The organism is Mycobacterium sp. E2327 (assembly GCF_001672675.1).
Lineage (GTDB): Bacteria > Actinomycetota > Actinomycetes > Mycobacteriales > Mycobacteriaceae > Mycobacterium.
In genome coordinates this window covers 21,821-40,381 of the sequence record NZ_LZKE01000105.1, presented here as the reverse complement: position 1 = coordinate 40,381, position 18,561 = coordinate 21,821, and the positions used below count along the sequence as shown (strand labels likewise).

The window sequence follows — 18,561 nt, the reverse complement described above, 5'->3', positions numbered from 1 at the left end:
CATGGCCAAAATCTCTAGCGACGACCTGCTCGACGCCTTCAAGGAAATGACCCTGCTGGAGCTCTCGGACTTCGTGAAGAAGTTCGAGGAAACCTTCGAGGTCACCGCGGCCGCCCCGGTCGCCGTCGCCGCCGCCGGTGGTCCGGCCGCGGGTGGCGCGCCCGCCGAGGCCGCCGAGGAGCAGTCGGAGTTCGACGTCATCCTCGAGGCCGCCGGTGACAAGAAGATCGGCGTCATCAAGGTGGTCCGCGAGATCGTCTCCGGGCTGGGCCTCAAGGAGGCCAAGGACCTCGTCGACGGCGCGCCCAAGCCGCTGCTCGAGAAGGTGGCCAAGGAGGCCGCCGACGAGGCCAAGACCAAGCTCGAGGCCGCCGGCGCCACCGTCACCGTCAAGTAGTTCTGCGTCGCGACAACCCCCGGGACTGCGGTCCCGGGGGTTTCGTGCGCTCACCCCGCGCCGAACGCCGCGCGTTGTGACTGGGCCACTCGCTCGGGTGAATCCCCCAGCGCGACAAACAATTTCGACGTCATCGAGCGAAGCACCGCCGCGACGGCCGCGCCGTCGTCGCCGTAGAAACCGCCCAACTCGAGCATCACGAACCCGTGTACCAACGCCCAGAACTGGGCGGCCGTGGCAATGATGACCGCGTCGTCGGCTGTGGAACCAACGGTGATCCGCCCACCGCCCACGGACCGCTGAACCACGCGCACCAAATGCGCGAAGCTGGGAATGTCCCGTTCGATTTCGGCGACCGTCAGCGTCAACATGTTGCCCGCCGGCGCGTTGATTCCATGCGCGCTGGTGCTGCCGAACATCAGCCGATACATGTGCGGCCGCTCGATGGCGTAGCGCCGGTACGCGGCTTGCAGGGCGAACAGATCGGCGACCGGGTCGTCGGTCTCGGGCACCGCCAGCGCGGCGTCGAACTGGCGCAGGCTCTCCTCGGCGACCGCGGCAATCAGCCCGCGCATCCCGCCGAAATGGGTGTAGACCGCCATCGTCGAGGTCCCCGCCGCGCCGGCCACCCTGCGGGTCTGCAGCGCGTCGGGCCCGTTTTCGTCGAGCAGCCTGACGGCGGCGTCGAGCAACTCGTCGCGAACGCCGCGTACGGCCGGCTCAAGCTCTGAAGTCATCCTTGCCATCTTCTCATCGGGCGCGTACGGTGACAATAACGCTGAAATAACAATGTTATAGGAGCTCAGCAATGACGACGACCGAAACCGTCACGTCCGCGAATCCCTATCTGGAGGGCCTGTTGGCGCCGGTGGGCGCCGAGGTGACCGCGACCGACCTGGAGGTCACCGGGCACATCCCGGAGCACCTCGACGGGCGCTACCTGCGCAACGGGCCGAACCCGGCCGAAGAGGTCGACCCGGCCACCTATCACTGGTTCAGTGGCGACGGCATGGTGCACGGGGTCGCGCTGCGCGACGGCAAGGCCCAGTGGTACCGCAACCGCTGGGTGCGCAGCCTCTCGGTGTGCGCCACCCTCGGCGAGCCGGCGCCGGACCGCCTCAACCCGCGGGCGGGCATGCTGTCCTTCGGCGCCAACACCAACGTGCTGACACACGCCGGCCGCACCCTGGCGCTGGTCGAGGGCGGGGCCGCCAACTACGAGCTGACCGACGAGCTCGACACCGTCGGAACGTGCGACTTCGACGGCACCCTGGAGGGCGGGTACGCCGCCCATCCGCACCGCGACCCGCACACCGGCGAATTGCACGCCGTGTCTTACTCTTTCGCGCGCGGTCGCACCGTGCAGTACTCGGTGATCGACAACCGCGGGCGGGCCCGCCGCACGGTCGACATCGAGGTGTCCGGGTCGCCGATGATGCACGACTTCTCGCTGACCGACAACTTCGTCGTGCTCTATGACCTGCCGGTGACGTTCGACCCGGTGCAGGTGCTGCCCGCCAGCGTCCCGCGCTGGCTGGGCGTGCCGGCCCGGCTGGCGCTGCAGTCGCTGATCGGGCGGGTCCGGGTGCCGGGCCCGATCACCGCGATGATGAACCGCAACCCGAAGCACGACGACCGGATGCCGTACGCCTGGAACCCCGGCTACCCGGCGCGCGTCGGCGTAATGCCCCGCGAGGGCACCAACTCCGACGTCCGCTGGTTCGACATCGAACCCTGCTACGTCTACCACCCGCTCAACGCCTACTCCGAAATGCGCGACGGCGCAGAGGTTTTGGTGCTCGACGTGGTGCGCTACGCGCGGATGTTCGACCGCGACCGGCGCGGCCCCGGCGACACCGCGCCAAGGCTGGACCGCTGGACCATCAACCTGGCGACCGGCGCGGTGGCCACCGAATGCCGCGACGACCGGCCCCAGGAATTCCCGCGGATCAACGAGACCCGCCTCGGCGGGCGGCACCGCTACGGCTACACCGTCGGCGCGTCCTTCCAGGGCGCCGAGGCACCGCTGTACAAGCACGACTACGTCACGGGGTCGGCCACGGTGGCCCCACTCGATCCCGAGCTTTTGCTCGGCGAGATGTCATTCGTGCCGAACCCCGCGGCGGCCACGGAGGACGACGGCATCCTGATGGGCTACGGCTACCACCGCGGCCGCGACGAAGGGCAGCTGGTGCTGCTGGATGCGCAGACCCTCGAATCGGTGGCTACCGTGCACCTGCCGCAGCGGGTCCCGATGGGCTTCCACGGCAACTGGGCGCCCTCCGGCTAACACTCGCGTCGAATAGGGGCGAGCCGCCGAGTCTCAGGTCGGGCAATTTTTGTCAGCGGTCCGATCCAAGCCTGATGCGGGGTGCCTGACGTGCGCTACAGTGACTGATGCCACACAAAAGGGCAGGTGGCGGGCACGAGCGTCGACGGAAGGATTCCCCATGGGCGTCGCAATTGAGGTGAGGGGACTCACGAAGTCGTTCGGTCCCTCGAGAATTTGGGAAGACGTGACGCTGGATATCCCCGCCGGGGAGGTCAGCGTCTTGCTCGGGCCGTCGGGTACCGGCAAATCGGTGTTCCTGAAGTCGCTGATCGGTCTGCTGCGCCCGGAGCGCGGCTCGATCATGATCGACGGCACCGACATCCTCGAGTGCTCGGCCAAGGAGCTCTACGAGATCCGCACGCTGTTCGGTGTCATGTTCCAGGACGGCGCGCTGTTCGGTTCGATGAACCTGTTCGACAACGCGGCGTTCCCGTTGCGCGAGCACACTAAGAAGAAGGAAAGCGAGATCCGTGACATCGTCATGGAGAAGCTGACCCTGGTGGGCCTCGGCGGGGATGAGAAGAAGTTCCCCGGTGAGATCTCCGGCGGTATGCGCAAGCGCGCCAGCCTGGCCCGGGCGCTGGTGATGGACCCGCAGATCATCCTGTGCGACGAGCCCGACTCCGGTCTGGACCCGGTTCGTACCGCCTACCTAAGCCAGCTGATCCTCGACATCAACGCCCAGATCGACGCCACCGTCCTGATCGTGACGCACAACATCAACATCGCCCGGACCGTGCCGGACAACATGGGCATGCTGTTCCGCCGCAAGCTGGTCATGTTCGGGCCGCGGGAGGTGCTGCTGACCAGCGACGAGCCCGTCGTGCGCCAGTTCCTCAACGGCCGGCGCATCGGGCCGATCGGCATGTCCGAGGAGAAGGACGAGGCCACCATGGCCGAGGAGCAGGCCCTGCTCGATGCCGGCCACCACGCCGGCGGCGTCGAGGAGATCGAGGGGGTGCCGCCGCAGATCACCGCGACGCCGGGCATGCCGGAGCGCAAGGCCGTCGCGCGGCGCCAGGCCCGGGTGCGCGAGATCCTGCACACTCTGCCCAAGAATGCCCAGGCAGCGATCCTCGACGACCTCGAAGGCACCCACCGGTTCAAGGCCAACGAGTTCGGCGGGTCGTAAAAATTTGGAATAACGCGATAACACGGTGCAACTTGCCGCCCCGCCCTCTTGACGACCGGGCCTAAACGGGTCAGTCTGTTGGGCAGCATGTACCCACGGGAAGTCGAGATCGCGAGCCAGCGCCGATGTCCCTGGGCTGATTGTTGTGGGTAGTTGAGGAATGCGCGGTCCTGCGCTATTGTTGGACGTTGCGCTGGCTACCTCCTGCCCACCTCACAATCGCCACTTGACCGCTAACGACACTGTGGTCTTAGCCTGAGCCCCCTCCCGCGGCTTAGCTATTTAGTTGCGCGCGTGAGATCCGGGCAGATCGTTCGCCAGCCGTACCGACAAATTGATGCGGCGAAGGCAGCCGGTTTCCCCGGGGCCGTGAGTCGCACGAGGTGCTGGAAGGACGCATCTTGGCAGATTCCCGCCAGAGCAAAGGTCGCCACCAGAGTTCCAAAAACTCAAATTCCACCAACGGCTCCGTGCCCGGAGCACCCAACCGAGTTTCCTTCGCCAAGCTCCGCGAACCGCTTGAGGTTCCGGGGCTACTCGACGTGCAGACGGACTCCTTTGAGTGGCTGATCGGGTCGCCGCGCTGGCGCGAGAGCGCAATGGCCCGCGCGGGAAGCACGGCAGGGGCCAACCCGGTGGGCGGCCTCGAAGAGGTGCTCTACGAGCTCTCGCCGATCGAGGACTTCTCGGGCTCGATGTCGCTGTCTTTCTCCGACCCCCGCTTTGACGAGGTCAAGGCGCCGGTCGACGAGTGCAAAGACAAGGACATGACCTACGCGGCCCCGCTGTTCGTCACGGCCGAGTTCATCAACAACAACACCGGCGAGATCAAGAGCCAGACGGTGTTCATGGGCGACTTCCCGATGATGACCGAGAAGGGCACCTTCATCATCAACGGGACCGAGCGCGTCGTCGTCAGCCAGCTGGTGCGCTCGCCCGGCGTCTACTTCGACGAGACCATCGACAAGTCCACGGAGAAGACGCTGCACAGCGTCAAGGTGATCCCCAGCCGCGGGGCCTGGCTCGAGTTCGACGTCGACAAGCGCGACACCGTCGGCGTGCGCATCGACCGCAAGCGCCGCCAGCCGGTCACCGTGCTGCTCAAGGCGCTGGGCTGGACCACCGAGCGGATCACCGAGCGGTTCGGCTTCTCCGAGATCATGATGTCGACGCTGGAGAAGGACAACACCGCCGGCACCGACGAGGCGCTGCTGGACATCTACCGCAAGCTGCGCCCGGGCGAGCCGCCGACCAAGGAGTCCGCGCAGACCCTGCTGGAGAACCTGTTCTTCAAGGAGAAGCGCTACGACCTGGCCCGCGTGGGCCGCTACAAGGTCAACAAGAAGCTCGGCCTGAACACCGAGCACCCGATCACGACGACCACGCTGACCGAAGAGGACGTTGTCGCGACCATCGAGTACCTGGTTCGCCTGCACGAGGGGCAGTCGGTGATGACCGTCCCCGGCGGCGTCGAGGTGCCGGTGGAGACCGACGACATCGACCACTTCGGCAACCGGCGGCTGCGCACGGTCGGCGAGCTCATCCAGAACCAGATCCGGGTCGGCATGTCCCGGATGGAGCGCGTCGTCCGCGAGCGGATGACCACCCAGGACGTCGAGGCCATCACGCCGCAGACGCTGATCAACATCCGGCCGGTGGTCGCCGCGATCAAGGAGTTCTTCGGCACCAGCCAGCTGTCGCAGTTCATGGACCAGAACAACCCGCTGTCCGGTCTGACCCACAAGCGCCGCCTGTCGGCGCTGGGCCCCGGCGGTCTGTCCCGTGAGCGCGCCGGTCTGGAGGTCCGTGACGTGCACCCGTCGCACTACGGCCGCATGTGCCCGATCGAGACCCCGGAGGGTCCGAACATCGGTCTAATCGGCTCGCTTTCGGTGTACGCGCGGGTCAACCCGTTCGGGTTCATCGAGACGCCTTATCGGAAGGTCGTGGACGGGGTCGTTACCGACGAGATCGTGTACCTGACCGCCGACGAGGAGGACCGCCACGTGGTGGCGCAGGCCAACTCGCCGATCGACGCGAGCGGCCGGTTCGTCGAGCCGCGCGTCCTGGTCCGCCGCAAGGCGGGCGAGGTCGAGTACGTGCCGTCGTCCGAGGTCGACTACATGGACGTGTCGCCGCGCCAGATGGTGTCGGTGGCCACCGCCATGATCCCGTTCCTCGAGCACGACGACGCCAACCGCGCCCTGATGGGTGCCAACATGCAGCGCCAGGCGGTTCCGCTGGTGCGCAGCGAGGCGCCGCTGGTGGGCACCGGCATGGAGTTGCGTGCCGCGATCGACGCCGGCGACGTCGTCGTCGCGGAGAAGGCCGGGGTGATCGAGGAGGTCTCCGCGGACTACATCACCGTGATGGCCGACGACGGCACCCGGCACACCTACCGGATGCGCAAGTTCGCCCGTTCCAACCACGGCACGTGCGCCAACCAGTCGCCGATCGTCGACGCGGGCGACCGCGTCGAGGCCGGCCAGGTGATCGCCGACGGCCCCTGCACCGAAAACGGTGAGATGGCGCTGGGCAAGAACCTGCTGGTGGCGATCATGCCGTGGGAGGGCCACAACTACGAGGACGCGATCATCCTCTCCAACCGCCTGGTCGAAGAGGACGTGCTGACCTCGATCCACATCGAGGAGCACGAGATCGATGCCCGCGACACCAAGCTGGGCGCCGAGGAGATCACCCGGGACATCCCCAATGTCTCCGACGAGGTCCTCGCCGACCTGGACGAGCGCGGCATCGTGCGGATCGGGGCCGAGGTGCGCGACGGCGACATCCTGGTCGGCAAGGTCACCCCGAAGGGTGAGACCGAGCTGACCCCGGAGGAGCGGCTGCTGCGGGCGATCTTCGGTGAGAAGGCCCGCGAGGTCCGCGACACCTCGCTGAAGGTGCCGCACGGCGAGTCCGGCAAGGTCATCGGCATCCGGGTGTTCTCCCGCGAGGACGACGACGAGTTGCCGGCCGGGGTCAACGAGCTGGTCCGCGTGTACGTGGCCCAGAAGCGCAAGATCTCCGATGGCGACAAGCTCGCCGGCCGGCACGGCAACAAGGGCGTGATCGGCAAGATCCTGCCGGTCGAGGACATGCCGTTCCTCCCGGACGGCACCCCGGTGGACATCATCCTGAACACACACGGTGTGCCGCGACGGATGAACATCGGCCAGATCCTGGAAACGCACCTCGGCTGGTGCGCGCACAGCGGCTGGAAGGTCGACACCGGCAAGGGCGTTCCCGACTGGGCCGCCAACCTGCCCGAGGACCTGTTGCACGCCGAGCCGAACGCTATCGTGTCCACGCCGGTGTTCGACGGCGCGCAGGAGGCCGAGCTGCAGGGGCTGCTGTCGGCCACGCTGCCCAACCGCGACGGTGAGGTGCTCGTCAACGCTGACGGCAAGGCGGTGCTGTTCGACGGCCGCAGCGGCGAGCCGTTCCCGTACCCGGTGACCGTCGGCTTCATGTACATCATGAAGCTGCACCACCTGGTGGACGACAAGATCCACGCCCGCTCCACCGGCCCGTACTCGATGATCACCCAGCAGCCGCTGGGCGGTAAGGCGCAGTTCGGTGGCCAGCGGTTCGGTGAGATGGAGTGCTGGGCCATGCAGGCCTACGGAGCCGCGTACACGCTGCAGGAGCTGTTGACCATCAAGTCCGACGACACCGTCGGCCGGGTCAAGGTGTACGAGGCGATCGTCAAGGGCGAGAACATTCCCGAGCCGGGCATCCCCGAGTCGTTCAAGGTGCTGCTCAAGGAGCTGCAGTCGCTGTGCCTCAACGTCGAGGTGCTGTCCTCCGACGGCGCGGCCATCGAGCTGCGCGAGGGCGAGGACGAGGACCTTGAGCGGGCCGCCGCCAACCTGGGAATCAACTTGTCTCGCAACGAATCCGCGTCCGTCGAGGACCTGGCTTAATCACTTTTAGGTATCTAAACCCGCAAGGGGAAAGGGAGTTACGTGCTCGACGTCAACTTCTTCGATGAACTCCGTATCGGCCTGGCCACCGCGGAGGACATCAGGCAATGGTCTTACGGCGAGGTCAAGAAGCCGGAGACGATCAACTACCGCACGCTGAAGCCGGAGAAGGACGGCCTGTTCTGCGAGAAGATCTTCGGACCGACTCGGGACTGGGAGTGCTACTGCGGCAAGTACAAGCGCGTCCGCTTCAAGGGCATCATCTGTGAGCGCTGCGGCGTCGAGGTGACCCGCGCCAAGGTGCGCCGCGAGCGGATGGGCCACATCGAGCTGGCGGCGCCCGTCACGCACATCTGGTACTTCAAGGGTGTGCCGTCGCGCCTGGGCTACCTGCTCGACCTGGCGCCGAAGGACCTCGAGAAGATCATCTACTTCGCCGCGTACGTGATCACGTCCGTCGACGACGAGATGCGCCACAACGAGCTGTCCACGCTCGAGGCCGAAATGATGGTGGAGCGCAAGGGAGTTGAGGACCAGCGTGACGCCGAACTCGAGGCGCGTGCGCAAAAGCTCGAGGCGGACCTGGCCGAGCTGGAGGCCGAGGGCGCCAAGGCCGACGCGCGGCGCAAGGTTCGCGACGGCGGCGAGCGCGAGATGCGCCAGATCCGCGACCGCGCCCAGCGCGAGCTGGACCGGCTGGAGGACATCTGGAGCACCTTCACCAAGCTGGCCCCCAAGCAGCTGATCGTCGACGAGAACCTCTACCGCGAGCTCGTCGACCGTTACGGCGAGTACTTCACCGGTGCGATGGGCGCGGAGTCGATCCAGAAGCTGATCGAGAACTTCGACATCGACGCCGAAGCCGACTCGCTGCGTGACGTCATCCGAAACGGCAAGGGGCAGAAGAAGCTTCGCGCCCTGAAGCGCCTCAAGGTGGTCGCCGCCTTCCAGCAGTCGGGCAACTCGCCGATGGGCATGGTGCTCGACGCGGTGCCGGTGATCCCGCCGGAGCTGCGCCCCATGGTCCAGCTCGACGGTGGCCGGTTCGCCACCAGCGACCTCAACGACCTGTACCGCCGCGTGATCAACCGCAACAACCGCCTCAAGAGGCTGATCGACCTCGGCGCGCCCGAGATCATCGTCAACAACGAGAAGCGGATGCTGCAGGAGTCCGTGGACGCGCTGTTCGACAACGGCCGTCGCGGCCGCCCGGTCACCGGGCCGGGCAACCGTCCGCTGAAGTCGCTGTCGGATCTGCTGAAGGGCAAGCAGGGCCGGTTCCGCCAGAACCTGCTCGGTAAGCGTGTCGACTACTCCGGCCGTTCGGTCATCGTGGTCGGCCCGCAGCTCAAGCTGCACCAGTGCGGCCTGCCCAAGCTGATGGCGCTGGAGCTCTTCAAGCCGTTCGTGATGAAGCGGCTCGTCGACCTCAACCACGCGCAGAACATCAAGAGCGCCAAGCGGATGGTCGAGCGGCAGCGTCCCCAGGTCTGGGACGTGCTCGAAGAGGTCATCGCCGAGCACCCGGTGCTGCTGAACCGCGCGCCCACCCTGCACCGGCTGGGCATCCAGGCCTTCGAGCCGATGCTGGTGGAGGGCAAGGCGATTCAGCTGCACCCGCTGGTGTGTGAGGCGTTCAACGCCGACTTCGACGGTGACCAGATGGCGGTGCACCTGCCTTTGAGCGCCGAGGCGCAGGCCGAGGCCCGCATCCTGATGCTGTCCTCCAACAACATCCTGTCGCCGGCATCCGGCCGCCCGTTGGCCATGCCCCGACTGGACATGGTGACCGGCCTGTACTACCTGACCACCGAGGTCGACGGCGACACCGGCGAATACCGGCCCGCCGCCAAGGACCAGCCGGAGGTCGGGGTGTACTCCTCGCCGGCGGAGGCGATCATGGCGTCGGACCGCGGTGTGCTGTCGGTGCGGGCCAAGATCAAGGTGCGGCTGACCCAGCTGCGTCCGCCCGCCGAGATCGAGGCGGAGCTGTTCCCCAACGGCTGGCAGCCGGGCGACTCCTGGATGGCCGAGACCACGCTGGGCCGGGTGCTGTTCAACGAGCTGCTGCCGGTGGCCTACCCGTTCGTGAACAAGCAGATGCACAAGAAGGTGCAGGCCGCGATCATCAACGACCTGGCCGAGCGCTACCCGATGATCGTGGTCGCGCAGACCGTGGACAAGCTCAAGGACGCCGGGTTCTACTGGGCGACCCGCAGCGGTGTCACGGTCTCGATGGCCGACGTGCTGGTGCCGCCGCGCAAGAAGGAGATCCTCGACCAGTACGAGGAGCGCGCCGACAAGGTCGAAAAGCAGTTCCAGCGTGGCGCTTTGAACCACGACGAGCGCAACGAGGCGCTGGTGGAGATCTGGAAGGAAGCCACCGACGAGGTCGGTCAGGCGCTGCGCGAGCACTACCCGGCCGACAACCCGATCATCACGATCGTCGACTCGGGTGCCACGGGTAACTTCACCCAGACCCGAACGCTGGCCGGCATGAAGGGCCTGGTGACCAACCCGAAGGGTGAGTTCATACCGCGTCCGGTCAAGTCCTCGTTCCGTGAGGGCCTGACGGTGTTGGAGTACTTCATCAACACCCACGGCGCTCGAAAGGGCTTGGCGGACACCGCGTTGCGTACCGCCGACTCGGGGTACCTGACCCGTCGTCTGGTGGACGTGAGCCAGGACGTCATCGTCCGCGAGCACGACTGCGAGACCGAGCGCGGCATCGTCGTCGAGCTGGCCGAGCGCCAGCCCGACGGCACGCTGATCCGCGACCCGTACATCGAAACCTCGGCGTACGCGCGGACTTTGGGCACCGACGCGGTCGACGAGAAGGGCAACGTCGTCGTCGCGCGCGGCGAGGACCTGGGTGACCCGGAGATCGACGCGCTGCTGGCGGCCGGCATCACGCAGGTCAAGGTGCGCTCGGTGCTTACCTGCACCACCGGCACCGGCGTCTGCGCGACGTGCTACGGACGCTCGATGGCCACCGGCAAGCTGGTCGACATCGGCGAGGCCGTCGGCATCGTCGCGGCGCAGTCCATCGGTGAGCCCGGCACCCAGCTGACGATGCGGACCTTCCACCAGGGTGGTGTCGGTGAGGACATCACCGGCGGTCTGCCCCGGGTTCAGGAGCTGTTCGAGGCCCGCGTGCCGCGCGGCAAGGCGCCGATCGCCGACGTCACCGGCCGGGTGCGTCTCGAGGACGGTGAGCGGTTCTACAAGATCACCATCGTTCCCGACGACGGCGGCGAGGAAGTCGTCTACGACAAGCTCTCCAAGCGGCAGCGGCTGCGTGTGTACAAGCACGAGGACGGGTCCGAGGGAGTGCTGTCCGACGGCGACCACGTCGAGGTGGGCCAGCAGCTGATGGAGGGCTCGGCCGACCCGCACGAGGTGCTGCGCGTGCAGGGCCCGCGCGAGGTGCAGATCCACCTGGTCCGCGAGGTCCAGGAGGTCTACCGCGCCCAGGGTGTGTCGATCCACGACAAGCACATCGAGGTGATCGTTCGCCAGATGCTGCGCCGCGTCACCATCATCGACTCGGGCTCGACGGAGTTCCTGCCCGGCTCGCTGATCGACCGCGCGGAGTTCGAGGCGGAGAACCGCCGGGTGGTGGCCGAGGGCGGCGAGCCCGCCGCCGGCCGTCCGGTGCTGATGGGCATCACGAAGGCGTCGCTGGCCACCGACTCGTGGCTGTCCGCGGCGTCGTTCCAGGAGACCACGCGAGTGCTGACCGATGCGGCGATCAACTGCCGCAGCGACAAGCTCAACGGTCTGAAGGAAAACGTGATCATCGGCAAGCTGATCCCGGCCGGTACCGGCATCAACCGCTACCGCAACATCCAGGTGCAGCCCACCGAGGAGGCCCGCGCCGCGGCGTACACGATCCCGTCCTACGAGGATCACTACTACAGCCCGGACTTCGGCCAGGCCACCGGAGCCGCGGTCCCGCTGGACGACTACGGGTATTCCGACTACCGCTAGTCACTCACTCAAGAAAAAGCCCCGGGTTTCGGCCCGGGGCTTTTTCGTACCCGCCGAGTGTCACGCCAGCGTGGCTCTGGCGTCCCAATGTCACGCTGGCGTGACGCTCGCGTCGGCCGCGCTTACTACACTGGCCCTCGTGCTCATCGGTTCGCACGTTCACTCCGACGACCCCCTGGCCGCCGCGCAGGCCGACGGCGCCGACGCGGTGCAGTTCTTCCTCGGCAACCCGCAGAGCTGGAAGAAGCCCAAGCCGCGTGACGACGCCGAGGCGCTGAAGGCGTCGACCATCCCGCTGTACGTCCACGCTCCATACCTAATCAACGTGGCCTCGGCCAACAACCGCATCCGCATCCCCTCGCGCAAGATCCTGCAAGACACCTGCGACGCGGCGGCGGAGATCGGCGCGACGGCGGTGATCGTGCACGGCGGCCACGCCGACGACGACGACATGGAGGCCGGGTTCGAGCGCTGGGTCAAGGCGCTGGACTACCTCGAATCCGATGTGCAGGTGTACCTGGAGAACACCGCGGGCGGCGACCACGCCATGGCTCGCTATTTCGACACCATCGGCAGGCTCTGGGATCACATCGGGGACAAGGGCATCGGCTTCTGCCTGGACACCTGCCACGCGTGGGCCGCGGGTGAGGAGCTGATTGACGCGGTCGACCGGATCAAGGCGCTGACGGGCCGCATCGACCTGGTGCACTGCAACGACTCGCGCGACGCCGCGGGCTCGGGCGCCGACCGGCACGCCAACTTCGGCACCGGTCAGATCGACCCCGACCTGCTGGTCGCGGTGGTCAAGGCCGCCGACGCGCCGGTGATCTGCGAGACCGCCGACGAGGGCCGCAAGGACGACATCGCGTTCCTGCGGGAAAACACCGGCGGCTGATCCCCGGGCCCATGCGCGGTCGGCTCACGGCGCTTCTCGGCGTGGTCCTGCTGGTCGCCGGTTGCGCGCCGTGGCGCGAGCTCCCGTCGGGCTTCGTCACCGGCACCAGCCTGCACCACCTCAACGTCGGCGGCCACGATCGCGACTATCGGCTCTACAAGCCAGCGGGAGCGCCCGCGTCGGCCGCGCTGGTCGTCGTCATGCACGGCTATTCCGGCAGCGCCGCGCAAGCCGAAAGGGGTTACGACTGGGACGGTTTGGCCGATTCGGCCAAGTTCGTCGTCGCGTATCCGGATGGGTTCGACAGGGCCTGGAACGTCGACGGGGAGGGTTGCTGCGGGCGGCCGGGGCGGGAAGGCGTCGACGACGTCGCCTTCATCAGCGCGGTCGTCGCCGACATCGCCCGCAACGTCGGCATCGACCACGCCAAGGTCTACGCCACCGGCATGAGCAACGGCGCCATCATGTCCTTCACGCTGGCGTGCACCACCGACATCTTCGCGGCGATCGGCCCGGTCGCCGGCACCCAGCTGAACGCGTGCCGCAGCCCGCGCCCGACATCGGTCTTCCACATTCACGGCACCGCCGATCGGCTCGTCCCGTACGCGGGCGGGCAGGGCTTCAGCGTCATCAACGGCCCGTCGGTGCCCGAAGTCAATGCGTTCTGGCGCAACCTCGACCAATGCGGCGCCGCGACCGCGACCACCAGCGGCCCCGTCACCACCTCGGCGGCGTCGTGCGCGGACAACCGTGGCGTCGTCCTCGTCACCGTCGACGGCGGCGGCCACGAGTGGCCGCCGTTCGCGACCCAGACGCTTTGGCAATTCTTCGCGGCGCACCCACGCTGATCATTACAGCTCTTGTGCGACTGTCGGAAAAATGTAACATGATTGCATGCCTGATACCCATGTCGTGACCAACCAGGTTCCGCGCCTGGAGAACTACAACCCGGCCACGTCCGCCGTTCTCGTCGAGGCCTTGATCCGCGAGGGCGGGCAGTGGGGTGCCGAAGAGGTGCACGAGCTCGGGGCGCTCGCCGGCAGCCGCGAGGCGCAGCGGTGGGGCGAGCTCGCCGACCGCAATCGGCCGGCGCTGCACACCCACGATCAGTACGGGCACCGCATCGACGAGATCGAGTACGACCCGGCCTATCACGAGCTGATGCGCGCGGCGATCGGCCACGGCATCCACGCGGCGCCGTGGGCGGACGCGCGCCCGGGCGCGCACGTGGTGCGGGCCGCCAAGATGTCGGTCTGGAACGTCGAGCCCGGACACACCTGCCCCGTCTCGATGACGTACGCCGTCGTCCCGGCCCTGCGCTACAACCCCGAACTGGCGGCCGTGTACGAGCCGTTGCTGACCAGTCGCGAGTACGACCCCGAGCTGAAACTGGCCACCACGAAGGCCGGCATCACCGCGGGCATGTCGATGACCGAGAAGCAGGGCGGCTCCGACGTGCGCGCGGGCACCACCCAGGCGACTCCGAACGGTGACGGCAGCTACAGCCTGACCGGCCACAAGTGGTTCACCTCGGCGCCCATGTGCGACATCTTCCTGGTGCTGGCGCAGGCGCCGGGCGGCCTGTCCTGCTTCCTGCTGCCGCGGATCCTCCCCGACGGCACCCGCAACCGCATGTTCCTGCAGCGGCTCAAGGACAAGCTCGGCAACCATGCCAACGCATCCAGCGAGGTGGAGTACGACGGCGCCGTGGCGTGGCTGGTGGGTGAGGAGGGCCGCGGCGTCCCCACCATCATCGAGATGGTCAACCTCACCCGGCTGGACTGCACGCTCGGCTCTGCCACCAGCATGCGCACCGGCCTGACCCGCGCCATCCACCACGCCCAGCACCGAAAGGCGTTCGGCGCCTACCTGATCGACCAGCCGCTGATGCGCAACGTCCTGGCCGACCTGGCCGTCGAGGCCGAGGCCGCCACGATCGTCGCGATGCGGATGGCCGGCGCCACCGACAACGCGATCCGGGGCGATGCGACCGAGGCCCTGCTGCGCCGCATCGGCCTGGCCGCCAGCAAGTACTGGGTGTGCAAGCGCGCCACCCCGCACGCCGCCGAGGCGCTGGAATGCCTGGGCGGCAACGGCTACGTCGAGGACTCCGGCATGCCGCGACTGTTCCGCGAGGCGCCGTTGATGGGCATCTGGGAGGGCTCGGGCAACGTCAGTGCGCTGGATACGTTGCGCGCCATGGCAACTCGCCCCGAGTGCGTCGAGGTGCTGTTCGGCGAGCTGGGCAAAACCGCGGGCCAGGATCGCCGGCTGGACGGCCACGTCGAAAGGCTGCGGCAGCACCTGGCCGACCTGGACAACATCGCCTACCGCGCCCGCAAGGTCGCCGAGGACATCTGCCTGGCGCTGCAGGGCTCGCTGCTGGTGCGCCACGGCCACCCCGCCGTCGCCGAGGCGTTCCTGGCCACCCGGCTCGACGGCCGGTGGGGCGGCGCGTTCGGCACGATGCCCACGGGCCTCGACCTCGCACCGATTCTCGAGCGTGCTCTCGTAAAGGGCTGAGCCCCAACGTGACTCACGCGATCAGGCCGGTCGACTTCGACAACCTGAAGACGATGACCTACGAGGTCACCGATCGGGTTGCGCGCATCACCTTCAACCGGCCGGAAAAGGGCAACGCGATCGTCGCGGACACCCCGCTCGAGCTCTCGGCGTTGGTGGAGCGCGCCGACCTCGACCCGAGCGTGCACGTCATCCTCGTGTCGGGGCGCGGCGAGGGCTTCTGCGCGGGCTTCGACCTGTCCGCCTACGCCGATCGCACCGGGTCGGCCGGGGGGACCGGCGCTTATCAGGGCACCGTGCTGGACGGCAAGACCCAGGCCGTCAACCACCTGCCGAATCAGCCGTGGGACCCGATGATCGACTACCAGATGATGAGCCGCTTCGTGCGCGGGTTCTCCAGCCTGATGCACGCCGACAAGCCGACGGTGGTCAAGATTCACGGGTACTGCGTGGCCGGCGGCACCGACATCGCGCTGCACGCCGACCAGGTGATCGCCGCCGCCGACGCCAAGATCGGTTACCCGCCGACCCGGGTGTGGGGCGTCCCGGCGGCCGGCCTGTGGGCCCACCGGCTCGGCGACCAGCGCGCGAAACGCCTGCTGCTCACCGGCGATTGCATCACCGGCGCGCAGGCCGCCGAGTGGGGCCTGGCGGTGGAGGCCCCGGCCCCCGAGGACCTCGACGAGCGGACCGAGCGGCTGGTCGAAAGGATCGCCGCCGTGCCGGTCAACCAGTTGATCATGGTCAAGCTCGCGCTCAATTCTGCTCTGCTGCAACAGGGAGTGGCCACCAGCAGGATGGTCAGCACGGTGTTCGACGGCGTCGCGCGGCACACCCCCGAGGGGCACGCCTTCGTGGCCGATGCCGTCGAGCACGGCTTCCGGGAGGCCGTCCGGCATCGCGACGAGCCTTTCGGCGACCACGGCCGGAAAGCGTCACAGGTGTAAGCCATGCCGGACATGACGGCCCGCTCGGTGGTGCTCAGCGTGCTGCTCGGCGCCCACCCCGCGTGCGCCACGGCCGGCGAATTAATCGGTCTCACTGCCGATTTCGGCATCAAGGAGACCGCGCTTCGGGTGGCGCTCACCCGGATGGTCGGCGCAGGCGACCTGATCCGATCCGCCGACGGCTACCGGCTCTCGGATCGATTGCTGGCGCGCCAGCGCCGGCAGGACGATGCCATGCGCCCCCAGACCCGGCCGTGGCGCGGGGAATGGCTGGTGCTGATCGTGACCAGCGTGGGCGGCGACGCCCGCACCCGGGCGGCGTTGCGAACTGCCATGCACGACAACCGCTTCGGCGAACTCCGCGAAGGCGTCTGGATGCGGCCCGACAACCTGGCCTCGGAGCTGGACCCGGATGTCGCGGCCCGGGTGCGGACGCTCCGGGCCCGCGACGACGCACCCGCCGAACTGGCCGGCGAGCTGTGGGACCTGCCCGGGTGGGCCGAAACCGGCCATCGGTTGCTCGGTGAGATGGCGACCGCGACGGACATTCCGGGCCGGTTCCTGGCGGCCGCGGCGATCGTGCGCCACCTGCTCACCGATCCGATGTTGCCGGCCGAACTGCTGCCCGCCGGTTGGCCCGGCGACCGGCTGCGCGACGCTTACCACGACTTCGCCACCGAGCTGGCGCAGCGACGCAACCTACCCCGACTAGCGGAGGCAAAATGAGCGACCCGGTGCGTATCGAGCGAAACGGTCCGGTGACCACGGTCATCCTCGATCGGCCGGCGGCGCGCAACGCCGTCAACGGCCCCACCGCGGCCGCGCTGTTCGCGGCGTTCGACGAGTTCGACCGCGATGACGCCGCATCGGTGGCCGTGCTGTGGGGCGACGGCGGAACCTTTTGCGCCGGAGCCGATTTGAAGTCCTTCGGCACGCCCGACGCCAACGCCGTGCACCGCACCGGCCCCGGGCCGATGGGGCCGACGCGGATGGTGCTGTCCAAGCCCGTGATCGCCGCGGTGAGCGGCTACGCGGTCGCCGGCGGCCTGGAGCTGGCCCTGTGGTGCGACCTGCGGGTCGCCGAGGAGGACGCCGTGTTCGGCGTGTTCTGCCGCCGCTGGGGAGTCCCGCTGATCGACGGCGGCACCGTGCGGCTGCCCCGGCTCATCGGGCAGAGCCGCGCCATGGACATGATCCTCACCGGCCGCGCCGTCCAGGCCGACGAGGCGCTGGCCATGGGGCTGGCCAACCGCGTCGTGCCCAAAGGCCAAGCGCGCCAAGCGGCCGAAGAACTGGCGGCAGAGCTCTCGGCCCTGCCGCAGCAGTGCCTGCGCTCGGATCGGCTCTCGGCGCTGGCGCAGTGGGGCAGGCCGGAGTCGGAGGCGATCGATTTCGAATTCGCCAGCATCGCGCGCGTCGCCGCGGAGGCGGCGGAAGGGGCCGGGAGGTTCGCCGCGGGGGCCGGGCGCCACGGGGCGGCAGCGAATTAGCCTGCCAGCCCTAGCCCTTGCTGATCGTGTTGCCCGAGCCGAGGTTGTCGACCTTCGGCTCGCCGTCCTTGTAGGTGACGGTGTTGTTCAGCCCCACCACGCTGATGCGCGTGTCGACCTTATCGATCGTGATCTTGTTGTTGGCACCGCCGATGGTCACCGTCACACAGGTGCCGGTGACGGTCAGCGTGTTGTTAGAGCCACCGACGTTGAGCGACTTGCCGTTCGCGCAATCAAGCGTGGCCGTGGTCCCCATCGACCCGTAGTTCAACGAGTTCCCGATCTCGACAGAGGCGGTCGTGCTCGCCCCACCCGAGCTCGTCGGCGCCGCGGCGCCGCTCGTCGTGGTGGCGGTGCTCTTCGTCGTGGTCGCCGTGGTGCCGCCGGGCGGATTGGCCGTCGAGCTGCAGCCCGCCAGCACTAAGGCCGCGGCGGCCGGCGCGAGAGCCAGCGCGGCCAGCCTGGCCGAGCGGTCGGTGATGTGGTCACGCATGGATCCTCGATTCCGGAGTTGAAGGTGCCGTGCCTCAGCCCGGCACCTGCTGGAGCCGGTTGGTCATGCCCAGTTCGCGTCCGCGATCCCACAGGATCGGCGAGCCGCCGTGGTAGAAGACGGTCTCGTCGTATCCGTACACGGTGATGTCGTGGGTGACCGAGTCCGCGATGACGGTGTTGCCCGACCCCATCACCGTGACGGCCCAGCAGTTTCCCTTGGCGTTGACGGTGTTCCCGGTGCCGTTGACGATCAGGGTGGCGTCGTTGCAGTCCAGCGTCTGGTCGACGCCCTGCCCGGTGACGTGCGTGTCGCCGTTCTTGGCGTCCGCGGCCGGCGCGGGGACGGCGACGACGATGATGGCGCAGGTGACCAGCGGCCCGGCGACGGTTGTCCAGTTCACTGCACGCCCCCTCTTAACACGGGTGAATCCGCT

Annotated in this window: 14 protein-coding genes; 11 read left to right on the top strand and 3 right to left on the bottom strand. The window is 68.0% G+C overall.

The annotated features are described in order from the left end of the window. The first annotated feature begins 1 nt into the window (after position 1). Entirely contained in the window at positions 2-397 is a 396-nt protein-coding gene (gene rplL, locus A5712_RS11630) for a 50S ribosomal protein L7/L12 (RefSeq protein WP_067158746.1), read from the top strand. Positions 398-447: 50 nt separating this feature from the next. On the opposite strand, the gene A5712_RS11625 is transcribed toward rplL, so the two are convergent. Beyond that, on the bottom strand, positions 448-1,134 hold the full coding sequence (locus tag A5712_RS11625) for a TetR/AcrR family transcriptional regulator (RefSeq protein WP_068104615.1): 687 nt from the start codon (positions 1,132-1,134) through the stop codon (positions 448-450). 71 nt (positions 1,135-1,205) lie between these two features. Here A5712_RS11625 and A5712_RS11620 point away from each other — a divergent pair, with 71 nt between their 5' ends. The 10 genes from A5712_RS11620 (at position 1,206) to A5712_RS11575 (ending at position 17,632) form a co-directional block, all read left to right on the top strand. Next, positions 1,206-2,687 (top strand): carotenoid oxygenase family protein, encoded by a 1,482-nt coding sequence (locus tag A5712_RS11620; protein ID WP_068104613.1) that lies wholly within the window; start codon positions 1,206-1,208, stop codon positions 2,685-2,687. A 160-nt stretch (positions 2,688-2,847) separates the two neighbouring features. Beyond that, a complete protein-coding gene (locus A5712_RS11615) occupies positions 2,848-3,861 on the top strand; it encodes an ABC transporter ATP-binding protein (RefSeq protein ID WP_068104611.1) in 1,014 nt (337 codons plus the stop codon). 401 nt (positions 3,862-4,262) lie between these two features. Next, positions 4,263-7,787: a DNA-directed RNA polymerase subunit beta gene (locus A5712_RS11610; RefSeq protein ID WP_156766521.1), complete on the top strand. Its 3,525-nt coding sequence runs from the start codon at positions 4,263-4,265 to the stop codon at positions 7,785-7,787. A 42-nt stretch (positions 7,788-7,829) separates the two neighbouring features. Continuing rightward, a complete protein-coding gene (locus A5712_RS11605) occupies positions 7,830-11,777 on the top strand; it encodes a DNA-directed RNA polymerase subunit beta' (RefSeq protein ID WP_068104606.1) in 3,948 nt (1,315 codons plus the stop codon). A 139-nt stretch (positions 11,778-11,916) separates the two neighbouring features. Then, the gene (locus A5712_RS11600; protein WP_068104604.1) at positions 11,917-12,672 is read left to right on the top strand and encodes a deoxyribonuclease IV; all 756 of its coding nucleotides are present in this window, start codon (positions 11,917-11,919) and stop codon (positions 12,670-12,672) included. 11 nt (positions 12,673-12,683) lie between these two features. Continuing rightward, positions 12,684-13,520 (top strand): PHB depolymerase family esterase, encoded by an 837-nt coding sequence (locus A5712_RS11595; protein ID WP_068104602.1) that lies wholly within the window; start codon positions 12,684-12,686, stop codon positions 13,518-13,520. Between the two features lie 46 nt (positions 13,521-13,566). Continuing rightward, the gene (locus tag A5712_RS11590) at positions 13,567-15,195 is read left to right on the top strand and encodes an acyl-CoA dehydrogenase family protein (protein ID WP_068104600.1); all 1,629 of its coding nucleotides are present in this window, start codon (positions 13,567-13,569) and stop codon (positions 15,193-15,195) included. Between the two features lie 8 nt (positions 15,196-15,203). Beyond that, positions 15,204-16,142: a crotonase/enoyl-CoA hydratase family protein gene (locus A5712_RS11585; protein ID WP_068104595.1), complete on the top strand. Its 939-nt coding sequence runs from the start codon at positions 15,204-15,206 to the stop codon at positions 16,140-16,142. 3 nt (positions 16,143-16,145) lie between these two features. Further along, the gene (locus A5712_RS11580) at positions 16,146-16,868 is read left to right on the top strand and encodes a PaaX family transcriptional regulator C-terminal domain-containing protein (RefSeq protein ID WP_068104592.1); all 723 of its coding nucleotides are present in this window, start codon (positions 16,146-16,148) and stop codon (positions 16,866-16,868) included. Continuing rightward, positions 16,865-17,632: a crotonase/enoyl-CoA hydratase family protein gene (locus A5712_RS11575; RefSeq protein ID WP_068104590.1), complete on the top strand. Its 768-nt coding sequence runs from the start codon at positions 16,865-16,867 to the stop codon at positions 17,630-17,632. The genes A5712_RS11580 and A5712_RS11575 overlap by 4 nt, the downstream gene beginning before the upstream one ends. A gap of 10 nt (positions 17,633-17,642) precedes the next feature. On the opposite strand, the gene A5712_RS11570 is transcribed toward A5712_RS11575, so the two are convergent. Next, the gene (locus A5712_RS11570) at positions 17,643-18,125 is read right to left on the bottom strand and encodes a DUF3060 domain-containing protein (RefSeq protein ID WP_068104588.1); all 483 of its coding nucleotides are present in this window, start codon (positions 18,123-18,125) and stop codon (positions 17,643-17,645) included. 34 nt (positions 18,126-18,159) lie between these two features. After that, the gene (locus tag A5712_RS11565) at positions 18,160-18,528 is read right to left on the bottom strand and encodes a DUF3060 domain-containing protein (RefSeq protein ID WP_068104585.1); all 369 of its coding nucleotides are present in this window, start codon (positions 18,526-18,528) and stop codon (positions 18,160-18,162) included. Positions 18,529-18,561 lie beyond the last annotated feature (33 nt).